This window comes from Aminipila terrae, assembly GCF_010120715.1.
In the GTDB taxonomy this organism is placed as follows: Bacteria; Bacillota; Clostridia; order Peptostreptococcales; family Anaerovoracaceae; genus Aminipila; species Aminipila terrae.
In genome coordinates this window covers 227937-253862 of the sequence record NZ_CP047591.1, presented here as the reverse complement: position 1 = coordinate 253862, position 25926 = coordinate 227937, and the positions used below count along the sequence as shown (strand labels likewise).

The 25926-nt window shown below is 35.9% G+C and carries 22 protein-coding genes; 16 read left to right on the top strand and 6 right to left on the bottom strand.

The annotated features are described in order from the left end of the window. Window positions 1-51: 51 nt before the first annotated feature. Both Ami3637_RS01205 and Ami3637_RS01200 read left to right on the top strand, forming a co-directional pair. On the top strand, window positions 52-1545 hold the full coding sequence (locus Ami3637_RS01205) for a cadherin-like beta sandwich domain-containing protein (protein ID WP_162360968.1): 1494 nt from the start codon (window positions 52-54) through the stop codon (window positions 1543-1545). A gap of 240 nt (window positions 1546-1785) precedes the next feature. After that, window positions 1786-3468: a methyl-accepting chemotaxis protein gene (locus Ami3637_RS01200; RefSeq protein WP_162360967.1), complete on the top strand. Its 1683-nt coding sequence runs from the start codon at window positions 1786-1788 to the stop codon at window positions 3466-3468. Window positions 3469-3530: 62 nt separating this feature from the next. Here the strand turns inward: Ami3637_RS01200 and Ami3637_RS01195 are convergent, their stop codons facing one another. Genes Ami3637_RS01195 through pepF form a run of 3 tightly spaced genes read right to left on the bottom strand, consistent with a single transcriptional unit; the run spans window position 3531 to window position 7046 of the window. Beyond that, window positions 3531-4430 carry an RluA family pseudouridine synthase gene (locus tag Ami3637_RS01195; protein ID WP_162360966.1) on the bottom strand — a complete coding sequence of 300 codons (900 nt, stop codon included), beginning with the start codon at window positions 4428-4430 and terminating at the stop codon, window positions 3531-3533. A 7-nt stretch (window positions 4431-4437) separates the two neighbouring features. Next, window positions 4438-5244: an NAD(+)/NADH kinase gene (locus Ami3637_RS01190; RefSeq protein WP_162360965.1), complete on the bottom strand. Its 807-nt coding sequence runs from the start codon at window positions 5242-5244 to the stop codon at window positions 4438-4440. 2 nt (window positions 5245-5246) lie between these two features. Beyond that, window positions 5247-7046: an oligoendopeptidase F gene (pepF, locus tag Ami3637_RS01185; RefSeq protein WP_162360964.1), complete on the bottom strand. Its 1800-nt coding sequence runs from the start codon at window positions 7044-7046 to the stop codon at window positions 5247-5249. Window positions 7047-7304: 258 nt separating this feature from the next. On the opposite strand from pepF, the gene Ami3637_RS01180 reads away from it, so the two are divergent. Together Ami3637_RS01180 and Ami3637_RS01175 are read left to right on the top strand one after the other, a co-directional pair. Then, window positions 7305-7931: a hypothetical protein gene (locus Ami3637_RS01180; protein ID WP_162360963.1), complete on the top strand. Its 627-nt coding sequence runs from the start codon at window positions 7305-7307 to the stop codon at window positions 7929-7931. A gap of 73 nt (window positions 7932-8004) precedes the next feature. Beyond that, on the top strand, window positions 8005-8220 hold the full coding sequence (locus tag Ami3637_RS01175; protein WP_162360962.1) for a hypothetical protein: 216 nt from the start codon (window positions 8005-8007) through the stop codon (window positions 8218-8220). Window positions 8221-8349: 129 nt separating this feature from the next. Here the strand turns inward: Ami3637_RS01175 and Ami3637_RS01170 are convergent, their stop codons facing one another. Then, the gene (locus Ami3637_RS01170) at window positions 8350-9660 is read right to left on the bottom strand and encodes a Na+/H+ antiporter NhaC family protein (RefSeq protein WP_162360961.1); all 1311 of its coding nucleotides are present in this window, start codon (window positions 9658-9660) and stop codon (window positions 8350-8352) included. Between the two features lie 211 nt (window positions 9661-9871). Here Ami3637_RS01170 and rarD point away from each other — a divergent pair, with 211 nt between their 5' ends. From rarD to arcD, 4 genes are all read left to right on the top strand, one after another. Further along, complete coding sequence (gene rarD, locus Ami3637_RS01165; RefSeq protein WP_162360960.1) at window positions 9872-10732, top strand: EamA family transporter RarD; 861 nt, start codon at window positions 9872-9874, stop codon at window positions 10730-10732. Continuing rightward, window positions 10716-11822, top strand: a complete 1107-nt coding sequence (locus Ami3637_RS01160) for a YkvI family membrane protein (RefSeq protein ID WP_162360959.1) — start codon at window positions 10716-10718, stop codon at window positions 11820-11822. Before rarD ends, Ami3637_RS01160 begins: the two co-directional genes overlap by 17 nt. Before the next feature lie 6 nt (window positions 11823-11828). Continuing rightward, complete coding sequence (locus Ami3637_RS01155) at window positions 11829-12863, top strand: homoserine dehydrogenase (protein ID WP_162360958.1); 1035 nt, start codon at window positions 11829-11831, stop codon at window positions 12861-12863. 216 nt (window positions 12864-13079) lie between these two features. After that, window positions 13080-14489, top strand: coding sequence for an arginine-ornithine antiporter (arcD, locus tag Ami3637_RS01150; protein ID WP_162360957.1), 1410 nt, complete (start codon window positions 13080-13082; stop codon window positions 14487-14489). A 76-nt stretch (window positions 14490-14565) separates the two neighbouring features. On the opposite strand, the gene Ami3637_RS01145 is transcribed toward arcD, so the two are convergent. Then, a complete protein-coding gene (locus tag Ami3637_RS01145; protein WP_162360956.1) occupies window positions 14566-15732 on the bottom strand; it encodes a PucR family transcriptional regulator in 1167 nt (388 codons plus the stop codon). A gap of 576 nt (window positions 15733-16308) precedes the next feature. On the opposite strand from Ami3637_RS01145, the gene arcA reads away from it, so the two are divergent. From arcA to Ami3637_RS01125, 4 genes are all read left to right on the top strand, one after another. Next, the gene (gene arcA, locus Ami3637_RS01140; RefSeq protein WP_162360955.1) at window positions 16309-17532 is read left to right on the top strand and encodes an arginine deiminase; all 1224 of its coding nucleotides are present in this window, start codon (window positions 16309-16311) and stop codon (window positions 17530-17532) included. Window positions 17533-17583: 51 nt separating this feature from the next. Next, window positions 17584-18588 (top strand): ornithine carbamoyltransferase, encoded by a 1005-nt coding sequence (gene argF, locus Ami3637_RS01135; protein ID WP_162360954.1) that lies wholly within the window; start codon window positions 17584-17586, stop codon window positions 18586-18588. A gap of 21 nt (window positions 18589-18609) precedes the next feature. Next, window positions 18610-19563: a carbamate kinase gene (gene arcC / locus Ami3637_RS01130; RefSeq protein ID WP_162360953.1), complete on the top strand. Its 954-nt coding sequence runs from the start codon at window positions 18610-18612 to the stop codon at window positions 19561-19563. A gap of 93 nt (window positions 19564-19656) precedes the next feature. Beyond that, window positions 19657-20901 (top strand): helix-turn-helix domain-containing protein, encoded by a 1245-nt coding sequence (locus tag Ami3637_RS01125; protein ID WP_162360952.1) that lies wholly within the window; start codon window positions 19657-19659, stop codon window positions 20899-20901. Window positions 20902-21052: 151 nt separating this feature from the next. Here Ami3637_RS01125 and rpsT read toward each other — a convergent pair whose 3' ends face one another. Beyond that, window positions 21053-21316, bottom strand: coding sequence for a 30S ribosomal protein S20 (rpsT, locus tag Ami3637_RS01120; RefSeq protein ID WP_162360951.1), 264 nt, complete (start codon window positions 21314-21316; stop codon window positions 21053-21055). A gap of 166 nt (window positions 21317-21482) precedes the next feature. Here rpsT and gpr point away from each other — a divergent pair, with 166 nt between their 5' ends. The 4 genes from gpr to lepA all read left to right on the top strand — a co-directional run bounded on the left by gpr (window position 21483) and on the right by lepA (window position 25539). After that, window positions 21483-22370 (top strand): GPR endopeptidase, encoded by an 888-nt coding sequence (gpr, locus tag Ami3637_RS01115; RefSeq protein WP_162360950.1) that lies wholly within the window; start codon window positions 21483-21485, stop codon window positions 22368-22370. A 49-nt stretch (window positions 22371-22419) separates the two neighbouring features. Further along, window positions 22420-23373, top strand: coding sequence for a stage II sporulation protein P (gene spoIIP / locus Ami3637_RS01110; RefSeq protein WP_162360949.1), 954 nt, complete (start codon window positions 22420-22422; stop codon window positions 23371-23373). 60 nt (window positions 23374-23433) lie between these two features. Then, a complete protein-coding gene (locus Ami3637_RS01105; protein ID WP_162360948.1) occupies window positions 23434-23661 on the top strand; it encodes a hypothetical protein in 228 nt (75 codons plus the stop codon). Window positions 23662-23727: 66 nt separating this feature from the next. Continuing rightward, window positions 23728-25539: a translation elongation factor 4 gene (gene lepA, locus Ami3637_RS01100; protein WP_162360947.1), complete on the top strand. Its 1812-nt coding sequence runs from the start codon at window positions 23728-23730 to the stop codon at window positions 25537-25539. Window positions 25540-25926 lie beyond the last annotated feature (387 nt).

Below are 25926 nucleotides of genomic sequence, written 5' to 3'. Positions count from 1 at the left end.
GGTAACAGATTATAAAACTCTGTTATAGCATTAAATTATAGGGAGGATATTATGAAAAAATTTTTTGCTATTTTACTTGTTATATCGCTTTTAATAACCAGTAGCAACATAGCCTTTGCATCCAGTTCAGCTGATAAATCGTTGAACAAGCTGTCCGTAAGTAAAAGCAAGAGTACAAGCTCGAGCAAAGTATATGATTTATTTCCGGAATTTGATCCGAAGGTTGCAGATTATTATGTATTTTTGCCTGAGGATACAGATTCTGCCTATCTATATGTAAAACCGGATAACAGCAAATATAAAGTGTACTGTGATGGCAAAGAAGTAAATGACGATGATGATTATTACTATTATAAAAAGAATATCTCAAATAAAGATGTGGTAAAAATTGTTGTCCGGGACAGGGACGACAATAAACTGGATACTTATACCGTTACTTTCTTTTGTGGCGATAAAAATGACAACGACGAAGCTTATCTGGATTCTTTATCCATGAGAGAAAAAAGTGACAAGGATTCTTACAGTAAAGTATCATTGGACAAAGACTTTGACAAGAAAGAAAAAGATTATAAAGTTTCAATCAAGCAAAATGATTATGATTCAGTCAGAATTTATGCAGAAGCCAGAGATTCAAAAGCTCATGTAATCATCAATGGAATAATCATGGATGATGATTATCTGGATTTTAAAGTATCAAAGGGTAAAAATGAGTTTAAGATAACAGTAATCGCTGAGAACTGTGAGGATTCCCAGAAATATACTCTTACTGTTAATTATGACAGTAAAGATACAGATACTCAGAAAGCTGAAGCAGTTATTTCATCATTAAGTGTAAAAGACAGTAGCGGGAACACCATTTCCTTAAGCCCTGTTTTTAATGCAGGAAAGAAAAACTATACAGCAAATGTTGGAAATCACATTCAGACCGCCAGTTTTTTCATGACAGCTGGGACTAATGCTAAAATATTTCTGAACAACACAGAACTGAATAATTCTACATGGAGCCAGAATTATACTCTAAATGAAGGGCCAAATAATTTTGCCATTACTGTATATCTTACAAGTGATTCTTATGACATTAAAAACTATAGTGTGAGCATTTATAAACATGCTAAAAAACTGGAATCTCTGGTTAGTGTTCAGAACTTAAATTTAAATGGAACGGCAAAACAACTGAATGCTTATAACATCAGTGGAAGTAATTTTGTAAAATTACGAGATATAGCCAGTATCCTTTCCGGAACAAATAAACAGTTCTCTATAGGATATAATGAAGCTACAAATGCCATATCACTTCTGTCAGGTGGATATTATACGGCAAATGGGCAGGAAAACAAGCCATTAAAGCCGTCGAAAGATATTATGATATCCATACAGCCGGTTACACTGGATAATCAGGCTACAACGATGACCGCATATAACATAGATGGAAACAACTTTGTTATGCTTAGAGATTTAGCATTGCTTTTGAATTTCGGTTTGTCCTATAATTCTGCTACAGACACAATACAAATAACAACAAGCAGTAATTATAGTATCAATTAATACGACTTTCAAATTTAAGAATAAATAAAGAGAATAAAACAATAGAACTTAAAACCTTCATACTTTTGTGTGGAGGTTTTTTTTTACATTTAACCTGATTTTTACATTTAACCCACAATAAATTTAACCCTTCCATATCATACTGTAATAAATAAAGGGTGGTTACTTTAAACTGGATTAACTGATGGATTATATGTTAAAGCAGTTGTTTTTTTAGAAGTTTTAAAATTGAGGTTTTATATGTATAAGAATTTAAAAATCAAACACAAACTGATGATATCATTTGCAGTTGTTATGGCATTCTTTTTTATTATTTTATTTATATCAGTCATTTCAGTTAATTCAATTGAAAAGGGCATTCATACCTTTTATTATACAGAACATAAAAACAGTATGAAACAAATGGAAATTAGAGAAAGCGTTGAGAGACTAAATAAAGAAATATTAATGTGCATATATAATACTAATGAAAAAGAGCAGAAAAAACAGGCAGAAATGGTGGAGAAATCGGTAGAGCTGGTTATGAAAGATACCAATGAACTAAAGAATAATTTTGAAGACCAGAAACTGATGAAAAAACTCAATATCTGTATCAATAAAGTTCTAGAGCAGGAAATGCTGGTGATGGCACATTCTCTTAAAGGAAATAAAAATGAAGCTTTTGTCTTATTTAATTCTGAATATGTTCAGGCCTCAGAGCAGCTGAATGCTGTTTTAGAAGAGATCGGAAATATGTCAGATAAATCAGCAGCAAATGCTTTCAATAAAATAATTTCTGTTAAAAAGTATGCCATTACTATCATGATATCTGTAACGGTACTATGTATGATTTTATCCATATGGTCCGTTATGCTTTTAACAAGCAGAATCGTCAAGCCAATAAAACAAATAATGCAGGCATCAGATAATATATCACAGGGAATTTTAGACTACAGCTTATCAAAAGATTCAAAGGACGAGCTAGGACAGGTGATAAAAGCTTTTGACCATATGTCAGAAGTTTTAAAATATATAATTTCACATTTAAAATGTCTCTTAAGTGAGATGGCACAGGGAAATTTTAGCATGGATGTTGATTTTGAAAAAAAGTGCATTGGAGATTACGAAGAGATTTTCTTATCTTTAAAGAATCTGAGTTACAATATTAATGGCACTCTTACTGGGATTAATCTGGCATCAGAGCAGGTAACAACCAGCTCCAACCATTTCTTTAGTGACTCCCAGTCTTTTTCCAAGGGAGCAATAGAGCAGGCGGCAGCCACAGAGGAGCTTTCAGCAGCAATTGAACAAATGGAAATCCAAATTGAATTAACTTCACAAAATGCACAGGCTGCTAACTTACTTACAGAAGAAGTTGGTGCAGGGTTGATTGAATCAGATAAAAACATGAAAGATATGCTGGATTCTATAGCAGAAATATATGATAAATCTAAAGAGGTGATAAAAATCATTAAGACCATTGATGATATTGCATTTCAGACTAATGTGCTTTCATTGAATGCTGCAGTAGAGGCTGCACGGGCTGGTACGGCAGGTAAAGGGTTTTCTGTAGTGGCGGAGGAAGTCCGCAGGCTTGCCAGGCAGTCTGCAGAAGCAGCAAAAAGCACTACTATTTTGATTAATAGTTCTATAAATGCAGTAAAGAAAGGGACCTATATAGCAGAAAAAACTGCTGAATCAATGGAAACAGTAGTGAAAAAATCTAAAAAGACAGAGGAAATGATAGATGGCATCTCTATGGCAAGTATACAGCAGTCAGATTCGGTAAAACAGCTGTCCTCAGCCATAAAGCAAATTACTTCCGTGGTGCAGACCAATTCTGTAACTGCAGAGCAATCTGCCAACGCCAGCAGAGAACTCTTTGAAAGAGCTGAAATTTTAAAAGAGCAGATCGCACAGTTTAGGTTAAAAGAAATATGCTGAATGGTTATAATTTTAGGAAGCTTATTCAATAAAAAAAGCCACTTCTTAAAGTGGCTTAAATGTTATCGGAGTTTTTCAATGGTCTTTTGCATATCCTCTGGAAGTGGAGCTTCAACTTCCATAAATAATCCTGTTACAGGATGCCAGAAGGATAAAAATCTTGCATGAAGAGCCTGCCTTTCAATAAGCCATGGATTTTCCCCGCCGTATAAATGGTCTCCAAGAACCGGGTAGCCTATATGTGACATATGAACTCTGATTTGATGAGTTCTGCCTGTTTCCAGGAGAAGCTCTACGAGAGTGTATCCTTTTGAATATCTTTCCAAAACTTTAAAATGTGTAACGGAAGGATATCCACCTTCCATGACTCCCCGTTCTACTCTCTCTGGATCAGGGCGGCCCAAAGGTGCATTAATCGTACCGCTATCTTGCTCTATGATACCTTTAACGATGGCTACATAGCGTTTAGATACTCTATTTTCCTTCATTTGTTTAGTAAACTCATCCTGACTGTGAGAATTTTTAGCAATTACCAGCAGTCCTGAAGTGTTCATATCTAACCGGTTGATAAAACGGATTTTAAAATTCTGATTTGTGTCAATCATATATTTCATGATTCCATTGGCCATTGTATGAAGAGGATGCCCCTTAGTAGGATGCACCACATATCCCGGTTGTTTATTGATAATGAGTAAATCACTATCTTCAAAAACAGGGTATATATCAATGGGCTCCGGGATAAAATCACTTTTTTCCTCTGGAAGTTCAACGGTGATAATATCTCCCACATTGGCAGGCAGATACATTTTGATAGGCTTGCCGTTTATAAAAACCAGGTTTTTCTGCTTTAACTTTGTCATTAGACGGCTGGAAAAAGTGAAGTTATTCCGCACTAACTCTTTATAAGGAGTTCCAGCATCTTCATTTTTAACAATGTATTGAAATTTGTTTGTGCTACTCATATTACCTCTACAAAAATTTACTTTTTACTTTAGTCCAGAAATCATAATTCTCAAAACGTAAAAGATTCACTACTTTGTCAGAGAATTCTACATTAATGTGTCTGATATCATTATAGTTATATTCCAGATGGTCTGTAGTAATTTTAATACCATGTTTTGTTACATACTCGGGTATTACTCCAAGAGACAAATCGCAAGGAAGCAGTATACTTGAGGTAAAGGAACGATAGGCTGTGGTATCCATAGGAGCAATAGGAGTTACCTGCATTAGTTTCAGTCTGGGGTCTACAATAGAACCTCCTAAAGAATAATTATATGCGGTACTGCCTGCGGGTGTAGCTACAAGGATGCCGTCTCCACTAAAACGTTCAATAAAACTGCCACCGATAGAAATATTTAAATGAACAGGATGGGATAATTCTCCACGGATAACTATTTCATTTAGTCCAATATGCTCAAAACATTCATCATTATCATTTATTACTGTTGCTTTCACAGTTGAAAGTGCCTGAAGACGATATTTACCGGTTTTGTAGTGAAAAATAAAATCTGCCAGCTGGTTCGGATTAATCTCCTGAAAGAACCCTAAATGTCCCGTATTAATGCCAATAAAAGGAATCTTGGGAAAATCAAACTTATGTATTCCTTCCAGAAATGTACCATCACCACCAATACATACAATAAGTTCTGAGTCCCCCTCAAGGGACTCAGAAACTATAAAACCACTTCCTTCTAGCTTTTTAGCCAAAAGCCTTTTGGTTTTTAATGATACAGGGGTGTCATTTGTGTGTATTGTAATAATTCGGTTTTTCATTTTTATACCAATCTTTCAAATTCATCCACCAGTTTTTCAAAAGCTTTCATGGCCAGTTCAATTGGCTCTGGACTGCTCATGTCCACACCTGCAATTTTTAAAAGTTCTATTGGATAGTTGGACTCACCGGTTTTTAAAAATTCAATATAATTGTGCACTGCAGTTTTACCATCATTTAAGATTTTATTTGAAATGGCAGTTGCAGCAGAATATCCAGTTGCATATTTATATACATAAAATGAGTTGTAGAAATGAGGAATACGAGCCCACTCATAGCGGATATATTCATCATCCCCTATAGCTTCACCAAAATACTTTTTATTTAGTTTTTCGTATTCATTACACAGCCATTCAGGGGTAAGGACTTCACCACGTTCAACAGCTTCATGGGTAAGAAGCTCGAATTCAGCAAACATAGTCTGACGGAACAGGGTGGTTCTGAACTCTTCTATATATAAGTTCAGAAGATATTTTCTCATATTGATATCTGTTTCTTTTTTCAGTAAATGCTGCATTAACAGAGATTCATTTACTGTTGAGGCAACCTCTGCCGTAAAGATGGAGTGCCCCCCGTAAATAAAGGGCTGTGCTTCTCTGGTATAATCAGAATGCATGGAGTGCCCCATTTCATGAACAATAGTGAATACATCTTTAAGCTTTTCAGTGTAATTAAGCAGTATAAAAGGCATACTGTCATAACTGCCAAAACTGTAAGCACCACTGGTTTTTCCTTCATTTTCATAGACATCAATCCAGCCTTCAGAAATACCTTTATTCATGCGGCTAAGATAATCTTCACCTAAAGGTGCAAGTCCCTGGCGCATAATATCAAGGGCCTCTTCATATGAAATGGTTTTGTCAGGTATTTCGATAAGAGGTACATATACATCGTACATTTTAAGTTCGTCAACACCTAATATCTTTTTACGAAGCTGCATATATCGGTGTAAAGTATAAAGATTTTTATTTACCACATTGATGAGATTATGATAAACTTCTTTTTCAATATTGTCACTGGTCAGGGCTGCTGCCAGAGAGGAATCATATTTACGGATTCTTGCACTGACAACATCTGTTTTTGTATTATAATTATAAGTGGTTGCAATAGTATTAATCTGTTTTTTATAGGCTTCATACATATGATCATAAGCATCTTTTCGGACTTCTCTGTTGTAGGATTCCAGAAAATTAATATATTTACCGTGGGTGACTTCTACCTCATCCCCATCTTCATCTGTTATGGTGCCAAATTTAATATCTGCATTGTTTAACATAGTAAAAATATCGTTGGTAGCAGAAGTAACCTCACTCATCTGAGCCAGGATATTTTCTTCAGCCTTTGACAAGATATGGGCCTTTTCTCTTAAAATATCCAGAATCAGATACTCATAAATCTTTAATCCAGGTTCCTCTTTTATAAATCCCAAAAGTTTGTCTTCTGGTATCTCTAAAAGTTCTGGTGTGAAAAAGGACATGGAAGCAGAAGCTTTAGCCAGTAATGCATTGCATTTATCTGCGAAAGCCTGATATTTTGTAACTCTGTTATCTTCATCACGTCTCATCCGTGCATACACATATACTTTTTCAGCTACCTGCCAGATTTTATCTTTCTCCTGAAATGCTTCAAGCAGCACACCAGCACTTTCCCCAAGCTTACCGGAATATTTGCTATATTCATCGGACATCTGCATGACTGCATTATAATCTTTGTTCCAGTCTGCTTCATTTGGATACATGCTTTCAATATTCCATTTATATTTGTTGTCAATCTGATCTCGGGTTTTGGTATTTTTATCGCTCATTTTGAACCTCCATATGTGATATAACATAAAATAATGCTGGTTCGATTAGCAGAATGCATCAACCAACATTTATCATACATTGATACTGCTTGTATGATATAATATAGTTTCTATTTACATATCATTTATAATTGTTTAATATAATATGTATTACATAATCCATTTTATTATTGGATATATTAGTGATACAAAAAATATTATACCACAATTATTGGTTTAAATGTATTTATTTAAATATTAAAGTGAGGGATAATGAGCATGAATTATGATGAATTATTAGAATTACTGGATATTGAAAGTCCGGATGAATTTCAGTATTTTGAGCACTTTGCGGATTTAATGGAGTGCGATGGGCACATTTCATATGATGCTCTTTTTGAATTGATATCACAAGTAGACAAAAAAGTGCTGGCTGAACTAATTGAAAACTATTTTGATGAGATTTCTGATAGTTTACCTGATGATGGAACAGAGGCCTTTACATTTTTGAAAAGTTTAAGTATGTCCTTAAGAGGAATATTAAAACAAAAAGATGAAGAAAATGAAGCAAGGGAAATGGTCAGGTTTGTAGAAGAGCTGGAGCGGTTCAGAAACTGGTACGTTATTGACAGTAATATTGAATGCACCAGAAAAAAAGATGGAACCACCAAAGAAGTAACTTTTTTTGAAGCATTGGTACTCTCAAGAATGGAAAAGTTAAATGAGGAAGAATATTCCTACGGCTTTGATGAGGGGCTGGATTATCAGCTGGATGAATATACGGTTTCGTTCAGCGATGTAATTTCTGAAGAGGAAGAAGAGGATGGCTATCTGGAAGAAGATTTGGAGGAAAATCCTGATTCAGAATACATGAGCGGTCTTACAGAGGATGAATACGACTTTTAGCGCACATATTCACACATATTAAAGTAGCTGCATATTATGGTTAATAATATTATCATACATATGGAGGTGCGTTATGGGCGACGGTAATTTCTGCGAAAAGGATTGTTTCAGAGACTGCAACTGTAAGGAAAGATGTGAAGATAAATGCTTTGACGAATGTTGCTGTAATAATGATTGTGGTGGTGGTTCAGGCCATATCATTCTTATTTTAATTGTTCTTTACTTACTTTTCTGCAATAACAATAATAATGGTTGCAGGGGCGGCGGCTTATTTGGCGGATTATTCTAAAACGTTATATTAAATTATCTGTAGAATTATTTATGAATCAACAGAAAACAGGGTTGGATGTACCCTGTTTTTTTTGTTACGGTATAAACACTGTGCTCCTTTTTATAAAGAGATACTAAAAACTAAGGTTCATCTATTAAAATGAAACTTTTTCGTGAATATGTAACAAAGTGGAATGATATACAATAAGCAGGCAAATAAAAGTGCACTGTAACCCGCTCCTAACATTTGAAGAGGAACAGAACAGGAGATTGCCCAGGGAATTAAACCGCAAAGAACAATTGAAGAATTTTCAATGTCCACAGCCAGTTCCAAATTTGTTCCACCGGAATTTTCATAAGGCTTTGCAAGTAAGTCACGACTCATCATAGAAGCTATGGTCTGATTACAGAAAACACAGGTGACCAGGGTAGAAGTAATTAACATGCTGCCGAATCTGCCAATTTTTACGATTAAAACATCCAGTTTCTCCTGTATTACAGCAAGCATATCTGTCCCTTTAAATATGCCGGAATAGGCAGATGAAAGCAGTACAACCCCACAGACTGTAAGCATGGAAATGACACCACCACCGTTCAGTATAAATCCAAGGTTAAAGTTTTCACTCTGGTAACCCAGTATGCAGTATTTTAAGGTATCTGTAACAGTGATACCCTGAACGGTTATAGTAATCAAGAAACCACTTAAAATACTCGTTATGAATACCCATACAATATTCATTCTAAATAAAGGTAATATCAGCATGAATACAGCTGGTATAACAGTCCAGAGACTTAAATTAAAATCCGTATGAAGTGCATGAAGCACATTTGTATCTATAGTTTTTAATGGATTCAAAATGGACAAAACAGCATATATGGCAGTTACCAGAATAAGAGGAATACCCGACGTTCTGAACATTAATTTTACGTTTTCATATATATTTGTCTGTGTAATGGAAGCTACAAGAATAGCGCTAGAAGAGACCGGAGAGTTTCTGTCTCCGAAATAAATCCCTGAGATGACTGCCCCTGCAACCATAGATTCATTTACATTTCCGCTGCGGGCAAGAACCATGAGAATGACACCCAGAGTCCCAGCAACACCAAAAGAAGTCCCTAATATGTACGATAAGAAGCAGCAGAGTAAAAAGGAAATCAATATAAATAATGCCGGTGTGATAATACTTGTACCATAGTATACAAAAAAAGTAATGGTCCCTGAAGACCGCCAGACAGCGGTTAAGAATCCAATCAGTATCATTATTTTAAGAACAATGAAGGACTCCCTTACTCCGAGAATGGCCATTCCCGTCAATTCTTTGTAGGAAAAGCTATTTAAATGCCCTGCAATGGTAAATGCAACAAGTCCCACTATCATGGCAAATAATATAGAATAACCTGCCCCCAGGCAAAAAACCATGGATGCAACAAATAGTATAAATGCAAATAACAAAGGCATATGAAGAACTCCTTTCCAGCTTAAATCATGTGTTATGCCCAGAATAAGTGAATAATTTTTCTGCATATTATATCATAAAATGTAGAATTGTAAAATGTGGTTATTAATGATAGAATATACCCAATGTGGATATTGTATGCATGAAGAGAAAAGGAAATGTACTATTTATGGAACAAGATATAGAAAAGAAGAAATATAAAATTGGTATGGGTTGCGCCCTGGGCTGTTCCGTACTCTGGGGGTTCTTCCTATTTACTGGCAGGCCTTGCGACCCATTGATTCGATGGTAATCATTTATTACAGAATATTTCTAGTAGGGATAACTACTTTTATTGCAGCATATAAACTATATGGAAAAGAGAAACTTTTTGCACCCATGAAGCAGAAAACAATGCTGCCCACGTTTATTCTGGCAGGGATACTAATTACTGCTAACTGGAGCATATACATATGGGCAGTAAATGCCAATTATGTCATACAGACTTGTATCGGATATTATATCGAACCTTTAATGGTCTGCATATTTGGAGTGGTACTGTTTAAAGAAAAACTCAATAAATATAAAATGGCGGCTTTGGCATTGGCCATGGCAGGTGTTTTGGTTATCCTGATACATTTCAGACAAATTCCGGTTATTGCCTTAAGTTTAGCTTTGACTTTTGCTACCTATGCGGCAATAAAGAAGAAAGTTCAAATGGAAGCACTAATAACTCTGTTTTATGAAACAGTATTTCTGACCCCTTTTGCCATAGCCATGATTTTATATTATGAAATAAGTGGCAAAGGAGCTTTAAGTGTGGCGGAACCATACCAGATTGGATTATTAGTATTAGTAGGGGTTTTGACAGCAACTCCACTTGCTCTTTTTGCAATGGCTGCAAACAGGATTTCCATGGTGTCGCTGGGCATAACAGAATATATATCTCCATCAATTGCATTAGTCATAGGGATCTTTTTATTCAAAGAACCTTTTGATCATGTACAGTTCCTGGCATTTATAATAATTTGGATTGGTCTTGCATATTTTACTTACGGCGAAATAAAGGAGTCAAAAAATGAAAGAAAATCATAAGCTGGGCATCTTAGAGGTTGCAATCATGTATGTAGGCACAATCATGGGGGCAGGCTTTGCATCAGGCAGGGAAATCTGGCAGTTTTTCTGTGTGTTTAAAGACAAAGGATATATAGGAATATTCGTTATCGGCATTATGTTTATGATTATTGGGGTTATGACCAGTAAGATAGCAAGAACGCTGGATACTAATGATATGGGAAGGGTTATTGTACCTGGAAATAACCCCAAGTTAGTAGAATTTGTTGGATATTTCATGGCATTGATGTTGTTTACCGTTTTGATTACCATGTCTTCTGCAGGGGGAGCGTTATTTTACCAGCAGTTTGGTCAAAGCAGGATTCTCGGGGGAGTAGTGATCATATGCCTTGTAATCCTCACTGTGATAGGAGGCTTTGAAAGAGTATCAAGGGTTTTCAGATTTATTATGCCGGTACTTGTAATAGTTGTAGTTTCAGTATGCTTAATGGTTATTTTTATGGATTTGCCAAAGTCTGAGAAACAGGCTGAAATTTCAATCAGCCCTTTAACTCCAAACTGGTTTTTATCAGCTATGCAGTACATATCCTATAATGTTTTAGCATTGGTTCCCATTGTAGCAACCGCTTCTATAAATGCCAAAAGTGATAAACATGCTTTTATTGGTACAGCTGTGGGAGCAGTATTTCTTGGGTTGCTGGCTTTTGTACTGGGGACAGCTATGTTTACGGATATGGGATTTTCCCAGGCGATGGATATGCCTATGCTGGGATATTCGGCTAAAATCTCAAAAAGTGTAAATTTGGTATATACCTGTGTACTGCTGTTTGCAATTTACGCATCCGCAACCAGTAATTATTATGGTTTTACTACGAAAATGAAATCTCAGAAGCATCGGAGATTGAAAATTATTGTGATTGCATGGCTGGGATTCCTGTGCGGACTTATAGGATTTACAAATGTTATTTCAATTATGTTCCCTATAGAAGGGTTTATGGGATTTGCCATTATTGCAATGGTTATAATAAACTTCTTTAAAGTAACCAAAATGGAAAAAGTTAAATCAGATTCAGAAGAACATCTGGAAGAACAAACAGAGGAGGAAATGTAAAAGATTATGAGAACATTAAAACTGGCACTTTTAGGATTTGGAAATGCAGGAAGAACTTTTGCAAAGATTCTGGAGGATAAAAAGCAGGAAATCAGAGAAAACATGGAGAGTGATATTCTGGTGACAGGAATAACTACCGGTTCCAGAGGAAGTTTATATAATCCGGAAGGTATTGATTTAAAAAAAGCATGGTCAGATCTTGAAAAGCAGGGATCCTTTGACAGAAACGGAAATGATTATAGCCAGATGACATCAATGGAACTTGTAGAAAGCGGAGAATATGATGTGATTGTTGAGATGACACCACTGAACATTTTTACAGGTCAGCCGGCAACGGATCATCTGAGAAAGGCTATGGAAAGAGGGAAACATGCAGTAACTGCTAATAAGGGGCCTATCGCCTGGCACTATAAAGAACTGAAAAACCTTGCAGAAAAAATGAATGTGCAGTTTTACTATGAGACTACGGTTATGGATGGAACTCCTATATTCAATTTAAAGGATGAAACTCTCAAATTCTGTAAAGTGACAGAAGTTAGTGGAATATTAAATACAACTACAAATTACGTATTGGAAGAACTGGCAAAAGGCAAAAACTATGATGACGTGATTGCAGAAGGCAAAAAAATAGGATTTGTAGAAGCAGATCCTTCCATGGATATAGAGGGTTGGGATGCCGCCGCCAAAATCACGGCACTTCTAAATGTACTTATGGAAGCAGATATAACACCAAAGGATGTGGACAGAACTGGAATAGAAAAGATTACAATAGAGGACATAAAAGAGGCTGATCAGCAGGGAAAGATTATAAAACTTCTTTGTAAGGGTACTATGAAAGAGGGAAAAGTGGCTGCTTCTGTAAAACCAACTTTAGTAGAGCAGGGAGATCTCATGTCTGTTATTGAGGGGACTTCTTCCGTGGTGCAGATTACTACAGATCTTATGGGAAAGCTTACTATTATAGAGCATGATCCAGATTTGCTTCAGACGGGTTATGGAGTATTTAGCGATGTACTTAGAATAGTAAGAAATCTTGTATAAATCAATTAAAAATTTATCGTCAAAAAAAGGCCTCATTTATTATCAGGGCCTTTTTTTATGTGATTTTTAAAATATTTTTGGGAAAAAATGCAACAATAAAATACAAAAAAATTGTTTTAATTAGGAAGTCAGATAAAATACAGATTCACTATAATAGTCAGAGTAATAATCAAACAAATGAGATGAAATCGGACTAAGGAAGGATGGTATTATATTATGTCAGATAATTCAAAAAAACTGGGGGTAGTAGCACTGGTTGCTATGGTTATTAGTTCCTCTATAGGAAGTGGAATTTTCGGTATTTCATCAGATATGGCAGAGAGTTCCAGCCCCGGAGCTGCAATAATTGCATGGTTAATTGTAGGTATTGGAGTTCTTATGTTATGTCTTTCATTTACGAACCTCATTGCAAAGAGACCTGAGCTAAGTGGTGTATTTAGTTATGCAGAGGCAGGATTTGGACCTTTTGGAGGATTTATCAGTGGATGGGGCTACTGGCTTTCTGCATGGCTGGGCAATGTAGCTTTTGCTACAATGATGATGAGTGCTGTTGGTTATTTTGTTCCTGCACTCAAAGGAGGACAGAACCTATTATCTATTTTAATTGCCAGTGTGATTTTATGGTTTATGTGTTTCCTTGTTAATAAAGGAATTGAGAGTGCAGCAATTATTAATGTTGTTGTAACAGTATGTAAACTAGTGCCTTTATTTATCTTCGCAGTAATTGCTATTATATCTTTTAAAGCCGATGTATTTACAGCTAATTTCTGGGGGACCGTATCAGGTAATTTTGAGATTAAAGGGGTCTTCAGTCAGATTCAAAACAGTATGATGGTGTTAATGTGGGTATTTGTAGGTATCGAAGGTGCTGCAATGATGGCAGACCGTGCCAAGACAAAATCTGTGGCAGCAAAATCTACAGTTCTGGGCTTAATAGGATTATTGATAATTTATATATTAGTATCACTGCTTCCATATGGATTAATGGACAGAGAAACAATTGTTCACTTTGGACAGCCATCTATGGGATATATTTTAAAGGAAATTGTCGGGCCTTGGGGGGCAGCAATGATTAATATTGGATTAATCATTTCAATATTTGGATGCTGGCTGTCATGGACCATGCTTCCTGCAGAAACAACTCTTCTTATGGCAAAACAGAAGCTTCTGCCTAAAAAGTTTGGAGAAGTGAACAGTGCCAATTCACCAACTTTTTCTTTAATCTTCATGACTGTATTGACACAGCTGTTTGTGTTTACTCTGCTTTTTACAGAAAAGGCATATAACTTTGCTTACTCACTCTGTACTGCAGCAATTTTTGTAACATGGATTCTGGTAACCATGTATCAGGTGAAATTCTCCTTTCAGAGACATGAAAATGTACAAATGATTATTGGGATTTTAGGCTGTATTTTCTTTGCCTGGGCAATATATGCATCTGGCCTGGAATATTTCTTATTGTGTTTCACAGTATATATTCTTGGAATGTATTTTTATGCTAAGGCCAGAAGGGAAAATGGCTGTGAGAAGATTTTCAATAAAAAAGAACTTATTGTTGCAGGACTCATCGTTTTAGGAGCCATATTTTCTATATACTTACTTATTACAGGGCAGATTGCCATGTAATAAGGTTCTTATATAACAGCAAAGAAAAAACTAAGGAAATGCTAAACACTGCATTTCCTTAGTTTTTTTATGTACTTTAAATATTATATGATGATTCACCGGAAAGAAGATAGAGTTTAACGCAGATATACAGCTGCGCATAATAGTCTTCGGTTTCAAGACCTGTTACTTCCCGGATTTTCTTTATCCGATACCGGATGGTATTGGGATGCTGAAAAAGATCTTTAGCAGTTTTAGAATACTCCCCATTGTTTTTTATAAAGACAATTAATGTGTCCCATAGATTTGATTTAAAATTTTTATCATATTCACTTATTTTATTAATTAATTCCTTATAATCGTTTTCAATAGCAGATTCATTAAATAAAGGTGCCAGCCATTTATATACACCTATGTCTCTATAATATGTCACATCTGAGTGATTCATCTGGCCAACCTGATTTGCCCATATTGCCGTTTTAATAGCAATATGGAAATCGCTGTAGCAGTTCCTTTGCTCGCTGATACCTATATAAAACAGCTCCGGATTTAACCGAATTGAGTCTAAAAGTCTATGAAAGACCGATACTTCAATAGGAGCAGAGGAAGGAGAAGTTTGTATAATAAGCATGCCTGACTGATATTTTATGTAGGAATAGTGGGTCGACATGGTTTCATTGTAGTTTTTATAAAAGAGTTCATAAAAGTGTGATGTAAATTGGATATTAGACTTTTCATCTTTAGGAGTAATAAATGCAACAGTGACATTTGGGAAAAATAATGGATTAATCTGTTTAATAATATTTTGAATTATTTCTGGTGAACTGGCAGCACTAACTAGTTTTTTGATATTATTTTCATTGATTAGAAAATGCTGCTTTAATTTTAGAAAGTTATTAACACATAAAATTAAGTCTTCCATGTATACTCCATTAAAAGTAAAAATGGGAACTTTTTTTTCATATGCATATTTTTTTATTTCCAGGGGAATATCATCAAAGAAAACTGTTTTTATGGCAATGCCGGCAATACGCCGGTTGATGACATTACGTAAAGCAGTGACAATGGAATCAGGATCATTTACGGCAAAAAATAAAGAGGTTAAGATAAAATCTCCAGGATTAAATACATGGTAAGAATTATTAACACTTTCGTATTCAAGGATTACAACATTGTTAAATTGCTGGTCTAATCCATTTTCACCAGCTATTAATTTAAAGCTTTGAAATAAAGGCATTTTTAATAATTCCTTGACTTGTATCAACTCAATCACCTCATGTTTGTTAAAATTTATCATAGTCTGGGATGTTATAACAAAATTCAATAGATTTATTATAACATAAGTTACCATTAACTTTACAGGCTAAGTTGTAAAAAGTGAAAATATGGATATTTTTTTTTGGACATAAGTATATAAGTAAGTGATTGCAATGGGTTTACATTGTTTGTATAATTTGAGTATAAGATTAAGAAAATTAAGAAAAAAATATCAAAGGGACAAAATATTAAAAACATTATGTATATTTCGATACATTGCGGTTGATTATTTAATCATCAAATAAAATTAATATAAGTATAAGTGGCGGTTTTATCAAAATTAGAAATTATAGAAGTAAATATAATTATAAATTAGTACTAAGTAAAATAGGAAGATAAAATACAAAATATTTGAGTTTTATATTCACACATATCTGGCTAATTTTATGTATGATGTGTTTGTGATAGAAAATGCATGCGCATGATGGTATTATACTTCGTAACTTTTTAATAATGCTAAACTTATTAATGCTTAACTTCTATTAAAAAGTGATCTAAAATTATTAATTTAGGAGGCTGCTTAATGGTAATTAATGTAAAAAGTGAAATCAGACCATTAAAGAAGGTATTGCTACATCGCCCTGGTAAAGAGTTGGAAAACTTAACACCAGATACTTTGGATAGGTTATTATTTGATGATATTCCTTTCCTTGAAGTTGCACAGGCTGAACATGACGCTTTTGCACAGACATTGAGGGACAATGGCGTTGAAGTAGTGTATTTAGAAGATTTAATGGCGGATGTACTGAATCTAAACGATGAAATCAGAGATCAGTTCTTGTATCAGTGGATTAAAGAAGCTGGTGTCAGCTCTAAAAAGCAAACGGAAAAAATTTATCAGTTTATGCTTCAGCATAATGACAACAAAAAAGAAATGGTCCTGAAATCAATGGAAGGAATTGTGCTAAGAGAGCTGAACTGGAAGCCAAGCGATTCATTAGTTGACCTGATGAGCACTCCAGATAAACTGATTGTTGACCCAATGCCAAATCTTTATTTTACAAGAGACCCGTTTGCCTGCATAGGAAATGGTGTAAGTGTTAACAAAATGTATTCTCAGACAAGAAACAGAGAAACAATTTATGGAGAATATATTTTCAAGTATCATCCTGATTATAAAGATAAGGTAGATATGTTCTACAACCGTTATGAACAATTCCACGTAGAAGGCGGAGACATCTTAAACCTGAATGATAAAGTTTTAGCGGTTGGTGTTTCACAGAGAACAGAACCCGCTGCAGTTGAAGTACTAGCAAAAAACATTTTTGCCAACACAAATGCTACAATAGATACAGTTCTTGCTTTTGATATTCCTGTTTCCAGAGCATTTATGCACCTTGATACTGTTTTTACACAGATTGATGTTGATAAATTTACAGTACATCCAGGCATTTTAGGTCCTCTGGTTGTATATGAAATCAAACGAGGAAACAGCAATGATGAACTTGCTGTAAAGAAAGTTGAAGATAAATTAGAGGCAATTCTTGAAAAATATCTGGGAATTGAAAAAATTACACTGATAAAGTGTGGAGGCGAAGACCTTATTGCTGCTCAAAGAGAGCAGTGGAATGATGGTTCCAACACATTATGTATTGCTCCAGGTAAAATTGTCACATACCAGAGAAATACTGTGACTAATAAATTGCTTAGAGACTATGATGTTACAGTACTGGAAGTTCCAAGTGCTGAATTATCAAGAGGAAGAGGCGGCCCTCGTTGCATGAGTATGCCACTTGTCAGAGAATAGTAAACCTATTTTAAAAAAATATATTACAAAAAGAAAAAGGAGAAAAAGGATATGGCAGTTAATCTTAAAGGAAGAAGTTTTTTAACACTAATGGATTTTACCCCAGAAGAAATCAGATATATGCTAGATCTTGCACACGACTTAAAGTCTAAAAAACGTGCAGGAATTCAGGGGGACGCTTTAAAAGGAAAGAATGTAGTACTTCTTTTTGAAAAAACTTCTACAAGAACAAGATGTGCATTTGAAGTTGCTTGTTTAGATGAAGGTGGTCACGTTACATTCCTAGATTCAAACAGCTCACAGTTCGGTAAGAAAGAGTCCGTTGAAGACTCTGCAAAAGTATTTGGCAGATTTTATGATGGTATTGAATACAGAGGATATGATCAGAAGTTAGTTGAAGATTTAGCTAAGTATGCAGGTATTCCGGTATGGAATGGATTGACTGACATAGATCATCCTACTCAGATTTTAGCAGACCTTTTAACTATCGAAGAACATATTGCAAAGCCTTTAAATAAGGTTAAAGTAGTTTTCTGCGGCGACGTAAGAAACAATATGAGCTATGCATGGATGTACGGATGTGCAAAGATGGGTATGCACTATGTAGCTTATGGACCACAGGTTCTTTTAGATGAAATTGATAAAGATATTTTAGCAAAAGTAAATGAAGTAGCTGCAGCAACAGGTGCAAAGATTGAGCTTTGCAGCACACCAGAATGCTTAAAAGGAGCAGATGTACTTTACACTGATGTTTGGGCATCCATGGGAGAAGAAGCACAGATTCCAGAAAAAGTTAAGATGCTGACTCCATATAAAGTAACAAAAGAAATGGTAGATGCAACAGGAAATGAAGACGTAATCTTCTTGCACTGCTTACCTTCATTCCATGACTTTGAAACAAAGATGGCAAAGACTCAGAAGGAAGAAGGCTATGATATCAGAGAAGTAACAGACGAAGTATTCAGAAGCAAATATTCAAAAGTATTTGATGAAGCTGAAAACCGTATGCACACAATTAAGGCAGTAATGGTTGCAACTATTGGCAGACAGAACTAATATGCACTAAGGAGAAAAGTGATGGAGAAGAGTTTAGGAAGAATAGTTATAGCCTTAGGCGGTAATGCACTGCAGTCCGGAAAGGGCCCTGCAACTGCTGAAGCTCAGCTAGAGGTAGTAAAGAAAACAAGCGAGCATATTGCTGAAATTAGCTGCAGAGGATATGAGATTGCTGTTGTTCATGGAAATGGGCCACAGGTAGGCAGAATTCTGCAAGCCTATGAAACTGCAAAAGAAGTTACACCTGTAATGCCATTTGATGTATGCGGTGCTATGTCACAGGGTTACATTGGGTATCACATTCAGCAGTGCTTAAAATATGCTCTGAATTTAAGAAATAAAAATATACCAGTTGTAACTCTGGCAACACAGATGATTGTGGATGAAGCAGATCCTGGGTTCCAGAACCCAACAAAGCCTATAGGACAGTTCTACAGCCAGGAAGAAGCAAAACAGCTGGAGCAGGAAAAAGGCTATGTAATGAAAGAAGATGCTGGAAGAGGGTACAGAAGAGTAGTAGCTTCTCCTATTCCTAAAAAAATAGTAGAAATTGATGCTGTTAGGAAGCTATGGGATTCTACTATAGTTATAACATGTGGCGGCGGTGGAGTTCCTGTTGTTGAAAAGAGTACAGGAGTTCTGGAAGGAGTAGCAGCTGTAATTGATAAAGACTTTGCAGCAGAGCTACTGGCAGAGCAGGTTGAAGCAGACTGCTTAATGATTCTTACTGAAGTGGAAAAGGTTGCAATTAACTATAATAAGCCAAATCAGGAGGATTTAGGTCATATGACCCTGGAAGAAGCTTCAAAATATGTTGATGAAGGACAGTTTGCACCTGGAAGTATGCTTCCTAAGGTTCAGGCAGCTATGAAGTTTGTTAGAGCAAATCCATCTAAAAAAGCGATTATTACGTCTCTTGACAAGTCTTTAGAAGCACTGGAAGGAAAGACCGGAACAGTTCTTACTTTTGCATAAAATTTATTAAAAATATATTTATAATAAAGTATCCCGTTCTGACCAATCCTCAGGGCGGGGTATTTTTTATGCTCTTTAGAAAGGAAGATAACGATGCAGCAAATTGCCGAATTTCAATCACAATATTGTTCGAATCTTGATATAAAAAGGATATGTTCATTTGACTATGAGTTAATTGATGAAAAAACCCACGCTTTATATCATCAAAGTCCCCGCTTTCTTTATGTCAGAAAAGGGAAAGCTAAATTTATGGTGGACACAGAACTATATGAAGTCAGCAAAAACTGTTTACTATCAATTCTTCCTTGGGATTGCACGGAAGTAATTGAAGTAGAAGAACCTTTGCAGTATGAAATAATAAAGTACAATTATGAGGTAGTGGCAACCATGCTGCATTCAATAGTTGTTGAAAATACAGATGAAATGCCAATATTAAAGAAACTTGAAGTTACCCCGGTAATTACTTTAAATGATAATGCAAAGAGAGAAATCGAGACAATATTTTCTAAAATTAAAGAAGAAGAAGGAATTGAATCAGTAATGGAAGAAGTGGAGCATGGCAGCTATCACGAAATATATGTTTGTACGTTAATAGCGCAGCTGATCACAATATTCTGCAGAGAAACCGATGCTAACAGAATGGTGCCAAAAGTACTGGCAGAGCCCGGAGACCCCAGAGCGTTAATTTTAAGATACATATACATGCATCTGAGTGATAAAATGACTCTGGATAAACTGTCAAAACAGTTTTATATGAGTAAGTCTTCTATCAGTAAATATATTTTGGAGAAAACAGGGTTATCTTTCAATGAACTAATTAATGAAATGAGAGTAACCAAAACTATAAATTATTTACTATACACAGATTTTACACTGGAGGAACTGGCTTCTATTATAGGGTATGTAGATGCTGCACACATATCTAAAGTATTTTCTGCCCGAATGGATGATAAGATTGGGAATTACAGGAAAACATATGGAAAAGCCCTGCATGTAGGTAAAATAAAAGAAACAAAGCAGGATTATAAAATTGTTGAATATATATTGAGAAATTTTTCTGAAGATTTAACAGCACAAGCTGTTGCTGATAAGTTCCATATATCCCTGACGGAATTAAATAAATCCCTTCTTTTGCAGGTTGAAAAAAACTTTTATGATTTTTTAAACTTAACAAGAATAAATAAAGCCTGTGAATTTCTCATTGAAACAGAAATGGAAATAACAGATATTGCTATCGGAGTGGGTTATAATACTGTAAAAACTTTCAGAAGGAATTTTGTTCAGTTAAGGCATATGACTCCAAGCGAATTTAGAAATAATGTGAGTATTCAGGACTAACTAGAAAATGAATTACTGGAAAAAGGAATTATAATTATATTTTAATCATTTCAAAAAAAGTAAAACCGCTGGGAGACACATCCAGCGGTTTTCGATTGTTTAAATTCTCAATCTATGGGTTTAACTTACCCATGGTGGGGACGGGTGAGACTTACTGAGCCTTATTGAATCTCTTAGTTAATCTGGAAACCTTTCTGGACGCAGCATTTTTATGAATAGTATTCTTTGCAGCAGCCTGCATAAGCTTCTTTTCTGCTAAAGCCAACTTTTCTTTTGCTGTAGCCATATCGCCAGCAGCGATTGCAGCTTCGAAGTTCTTCAAGATTGCCTTTAGATGTGATTTGATACGTCTGTTTCTTGCTGATTTCTTGTTGATTACCAGGATTCTTTTCTTTGCGGATTTAATATTTGCCATTTTAATTCACCCCACTTTATACTTAATTTGTTACACTCTTATGCAATATACATAAGAAAATGCAAATATTTCGCAACACACAGTATATATGAATAAAATCTAAATTGCAAGGGAAAAATCAATATGAATAGAAAAACTTTGAGATTTAGAGAAAGTGGTGACAAATTTGAAGTATAGAACAGATTTAGCAATAGAAAATGTGGAAATGTATGATGAGGAAAGAGGCAAGACTGGTGACATTGATGGAGTTGAAATGGAAAAGATCCAGTATGATGATGATATAAAATCAACAAGAATTAAAATAACAGATCCGAAAGGTGAAGCTGTATTGCAAAAACCCATGGGAAACTATATTACTTTAGAAATAGATGGACTTATAGATGGTGAAGAAGAGTTAAAAGTACGTGCTTCCAAGGCCTTAGCGGAAGAACTTAAAAATCTGATAAAATTTCATTATTATTTAAAGGTTCTGGTAATCGGACTTGGAAATGACAAGGTGACACCAGATTCTCTGGGCCCTTATACGGTCTCTAAGGTAAGAGTAACCAGGCACTGGTTTATTATTTATGAAACCGACGGTGACGAAGAACAGGCCTGTGTAAGTGGATTCATACCAGGAGTAATGGGGTCTACCGGGATGGAAACAGCTGATCTCATAAAGAGAGCTGCAGAAATTGTAAATCCGGAGATTATTTTAGTTGTGGATTCTCTGGCTGCCAGAAACATTGCTCGTATAAGTACAACCATACAGATAAATGATACTGGCATTTCCCCGGGAGCAGGCATGGGAAACCATCGAACCATGTTAAACCAGCAAACTCTGGGACATCGTGTTATATCAGTAGGGGTACCTACCGTTATAGATTCCAGTACATTGATAATGGATGCACTGGAGGGCTATATAAAGAATCCAGTAGAGGTGGAAAATTATATAGAACAAAATGGACAGGACATGATTGTGACATCAACAGATATTGATCAGGTCATAAAGGATTTTTCGGACATTATTGCAAATGGAATTAATATTACGCTTCATCCCGGCATATATTCATAAGGGCGAGCTTAATTAGAGCTAAAGAAATACGCCTGAATGGGGGATAAAAATGAAGGGAAAACGATTGCTCACATTAGGGATGGCAGTATTTGTGATAACCACTGTGGTGACTGTTCGGGGCATGGAAAAAGGCAACGACAGAGATTTTCAGTTAACAGAGGCAGACGTGGGTAAGATGTGCTTATCAGGGGCATTAATGGTAGGCAGCAGGGGGACAGAAAGACAGCAAACTCCTGATGGAGAACAGGAAGAGTCTGAAGCAGAAAACATACCAGGGCAGGAAACTGGAGCCGCAGATGATGCGGCTGCACAGGAAGTACCAGCTACTGAAACTCCAGCAGTAGTTGATACACAGGACCCTGCAAATCCATCGCCACAAACCATAAATATTGATAACAGTAAGCCAGTTGTCATTATTTATCACACGCATGCAACTGAATCCTATCAGCCGGCCTCGGACGGCAACTTCCATGTACTTCAGGAAGAAGGAACCGTGAGAGAAGTTGGTAATGTTCTGACGGCAGAACTTCAGAAACAGGGAATTCAGGTGGTTCATGACAAAACTATTCACGACAATCCTTCTTATAACCAGTCTTACAGCAGGTCTTTGGAGACTATAAAAAACCTGCTTGGGAAGTATCAAAATGTGGCGGTGGTAATAGATTTACATAGGGATGCTGCGGGATATTCAGGTGGAGCAGGGAAAACAGCCATTGTTAACGGAGAAACAGTAGCAAAGTACAATCTGGTAGTTGGAAATGGCAATCCAAATGCTGATAAACTAAAAATATTTGCCAATACCGTAAACAAAAAGGCGGAAGAAATGTACCCAGGATACGGTGGTAGAATCATTGAAAAGGCATATAAATTTAATCAGTATGTTTCAGATTATGATCTGTTGCTTGAAATTGGAAACAATGAAAATAACATCAGGGAATCTAAGGCTTCAGCAAAATGTTTTGCTGATGTGCTTGCTGCAGTGATTAAAGATCACAGCAACTGATGAATCAAAAGCTGATTTTGTTACGCAGAAATAAGCCCTATGAGTCAGGGGTTACAAAAGATGAGAACATTTTTCAGAGGATTTTTGATATTCCTTCTTTTTATTGGTGGGATTGTTGGAGTTATTACTGTAGATGTAAGAAGTGGTCATATGGCAGGTTATGCGCCTGCTGTGGATATGACTTTAAATCAGGTGAACGTATATGAGCCCGGTGACAGTTTTGCACTGGGCTATGAGTTTACTATGAAGGTGAATAATGAACATCTGTTAAAATGGATTAACAATTGAAATTCACGGTAATATCAATTATAATAGTAGGGATATAGAGATACTTATTATGATTGAGGAGGAAGTATGGACTCATACCAGAAACATATAAGAAATTTTAGCATTATTGCACATATAGATCACGGTAAATCAACATTAGCTGACAGAATTATTGAAAAAACAGGGTTGGTAGCGCATAGAGACATGAAAGAACAATTTTTGGACAATATGGACTTAGAGCGTGAAAGAGGAATAACCATTAAGCTTCAAACCACCAGACTTGTGTATAAAGCAAAAAACGGAGAAGAATATATCTTCAATTTGATTGATACCCCAGGACATGTGGACTTTACCTATGAAGTTTCCAGAAGTCTTGCTGCCTGTGAAGGAGCAGTGCTTATAGTAGATGCTACTCAGGGAGTAGAAGCACAGACTCTGGCAAATGTTTATCTGGCTCTTGATGAAAATCTGGAGATTATTCCCACCTTGAATAAGATTGATTTAGCCAGTGCCAGACCCGATGAAGTAAAACTGGAGATTGAGGATATCATTGGTATAGATGCGGAAAATGCTCCTTTGGTTTCTGCCAAAGAAGGCATTGGTATTGAAGACCTGCTTGAAGCCATAGTAGCCCAGGTTCCAGCCCCTTCCGGCAGCATAGAAGGAAAACTGAAGGCATTGATTTTTGATTCCTATTATGACAACTATAAAGGTGTTGTTATTTATACAAGAGTCTTTGATGGACGAGTTAAAAAAGGTGATACCATTCGTATGATGAATACCAAGAAAAAGTACGAAGTCACTGAAGTTGGCGTATGCTCTCCGGGTCCTGTGCCATGTAAAGAATTAAGAGCTGGTGAAGTTGGATATATCTGTGCCAGCATTAAGCAGGTGGCTGATGCCAGAGTAGGTGATACCATAACTCTTGATGGGAATCCTACTGCAGAAGCCCTTCCAGGATATAAGAAAGTCCAGTCCATGGTTTACTGCGGTATTTATCCTGCAGAAGGGGAAAAGTATGAAAATGTTAAAGATGCACTGGAAAAACTTCAGGTAAACGATGCTGCGTTTAATTTTGAAGCAGAGACCTCCCAGGCATTAGGCTTTGGATTCCGATGCGGCTTTCTAGGGCTTCTTCACATGGAAATCATAGTGGAAAGGCTGGAAAGGGAGTTTGACCTTGCAGTAATCACAACTTCACCTAGTGTAATATATAAGGTAGTCATGAATAATGGGGATATCCTGATGATTCAGAATCCTTCCAACCTGCCTAAACCAACGGAAATTGAGCATATTGAAGAGCCCATTGTTAAAGCAGATGTTATGATTCCGAAGGAGTATGTGGGAGCCATCATGGAACTTTGCCAGGATCGACGAGGCAAAATGATTCATATGGAATATATTACAGAAACAAGGGTTCAGCTTCACTATGAAATGCCATTAAACGAAGTTATTTATGATTTCTTTGATGCATTGAAATCAAAGACCAGGGGATATGGTTCTCTGGACTATGAGTTTATTAGATATGAACGTTCTCAGGTAGTAAAAATGGATGTTCTTTTAAATAAAGATTTAGTGGACGCCTTTTCAATGATTGTTCATGAATCAAAGGCTTATGCAAGAGGGAAGTTTGTTTGCGAAAAGCTGAAAGAAATCATACCAATGCATCAGTTTGAGGTTCCTATACAGGCAGCAATCGGGCAGAAGGTAATCGCCAGAGAAACGGTTAGGGCTTATCGAAAAGACGTAATTGCCAAGTGCTACGGGGGCGATATCTCCCGTAAGAAAAAACTTCTTGAAAAGCAGAAAGAAGGTAAAAAGAGAATGAGACAGTTTGGTACTGTTGAAGTTCCTCAGGAAGCTTTCACTGCTGTTCTGAAGTACGATGATAATAAATAAAATAGCGAATATATACCTTAAACAAGAATCGTAAAAAAATAGGGTAGAGAAATGAAAAATCTCTACCCTAGGTAGTGTAAATAATTTAAATTTAATATATTTGTATTGCATCATGCAGTAATTGGCTATATTGAGGGCGTATCTTACTTATATCTGCACCAGAGTAGTCTCCATCTGTATAAATTTTACAGGTTTGGAAATGATGCTTATAGGCATAGTCTAAGAGCATTGCACCTTGATTATTAATGCTTTCTCTAAATGATTCTTTTATCAATATCTTCTTTGCTTAAACGACAGTAGATAGCAACTAAATTATTCATAATTCACCTTATTAGTTTCAATAAAATTCTATAGAAATTATATTAAATTTTGTTGAAATAGTATAGG

What these genes read in the sequence shown, in the direction of transcription:
- Ami3637_RS01190 (WP_162360965.1), bottom strand. Translation starts at nt 5,244, where the DNA reads ATGAAAAACCGAATTATTACAATACACACAAATGACACCCCTGTATCA.
- Ami3637_RS01170 (WP_162360961.1), bottom strand. Translation starts at nt 9,660, where the DNA reads ATGCCTTTGTTATTTGCATTTATACTATTTGTTGCATCCATGGTTTTT.
- Ami3637_RS01180 (WP_162360963.1), top strand. Translation starts at nt 7,305, where the DNA reads ATGAATTATGATGAATTATTAGAATTACTGGATATTGAAAGTCCGGAT.
- Ami3637_RS01125 (WP_162360952.1), top strand. Translation starts at nt 19,657, where the DNA reads ATGCAGCAAATTGCCGAATTTCAATCACAATATTGTTCGAATCTTGAT.
- Ami3637_RS01205 (WP_162360968.1), top strand. Translation starts at nt 52, where the DNA reads ATGAAAAAATTTTTTGCTATTTTACTTGTTATATCGCTTTTAATAACC.
- Ami3637_RS01105 (WP_162360948.1), top strand. Translation starts at nt 23,434, where the DNA reads ATGAGAACATTTTTCAGAGGATTTTTGATATTCCTTCTTTTTATTGGT.
- arcD (WP_162360957.1), top strand. Translation starts at nt 13,080, where the DNA reads ATGTCAGATAATTCAAAAAAACTGGGGGTAGTAGCACTGGTTGCTATG.
- Ami3637_RS01175 (WP_162360962.1), top strand. Translation starts at nt 8,005, where the DNA reads ATGGGCGACGGTAATTTCTGCGAAAAGGATTGTTTCAGAGACTGCAAC.
- Ami3637_RS01160 (WP_162360959.1), top strand. Translation starts at nt 10,716, where the DNA reads ATGAAAGAAAATCATAAGCTGGGCATCTTAGAGGTTGCAATCATGTAT.
- rpsT (WP_162360951.1), bottom strand. Translation starts at nt 21,316, where the DNA reads ATGGCAAATATTAAATCCGCAAAGAAAAGAATCCTGGTAATCAACAAG.
- arcA (WP_162360955.1), top strand. Translation starts at nt 16,309, where the DNA reads ATGGTAATTAATGTAAAAAGTGAAATCAGACCATTAAAGAAGGTATTG.
- arcC (WP_162360953.1), top strand. Translation starts at nt 18,610, where the DNA reads ATGGAGAAGAGTTTAGGAAGAATAGTTATAGCCTTAGGCGGTAATGCA.
- Ami3637_RS01200 (WP_162360967.1), top strand. Translation starts at nt 1,786, where the DNA reads ATGTATAAGAATTTAAAAATCAAACACAAACTGATGATATCATTTGCA.
- Ami3637_RS01195 (WP_162360966.1), bottom strand. Translation starts at nt 4,430, where the DNA reads ATGAGTAGCACAAACAAATTTCAATACATTGTTAAAAATGAAGATGCT.
- lepA (WP_162360947.1), top strand. Translation starts at nt 23,728, where the DNA reads ATGGACTCATACCAGAAACATATAAGAAATTTTAGCATTATTGCACAT.
- pepF (WP_162360964.1), bottom strand. Translation starts at nt 7,046, where the DNA reads ATGAGCGATAAAAATACCAAAACCCGAGATCAGATTGACAACAAATAT.
- Ami3637_RS01155 (WP_162360958.1), top strand. Translation starts at nt 11,829, where the DNA reads ATGAGAACATTAAAACTGGCACTTTTAGGATTTGGAAATGCAGGAAGA.
- argF (WP_162360954.1), top strand. Translation starts at nt 17,584, where the DNA reads ATGGCAGTTAATCTTAAAGGAAGAAGTTTTTTAACACTAATGGATTTT.
- spoIIP (WP_162360949.1), top strand. Translation starts at nt 22,420, where the DNA reads ATGAAGGGAAAACGATTGCTCACATTAGGGATGGCAGTATTTGTGATA.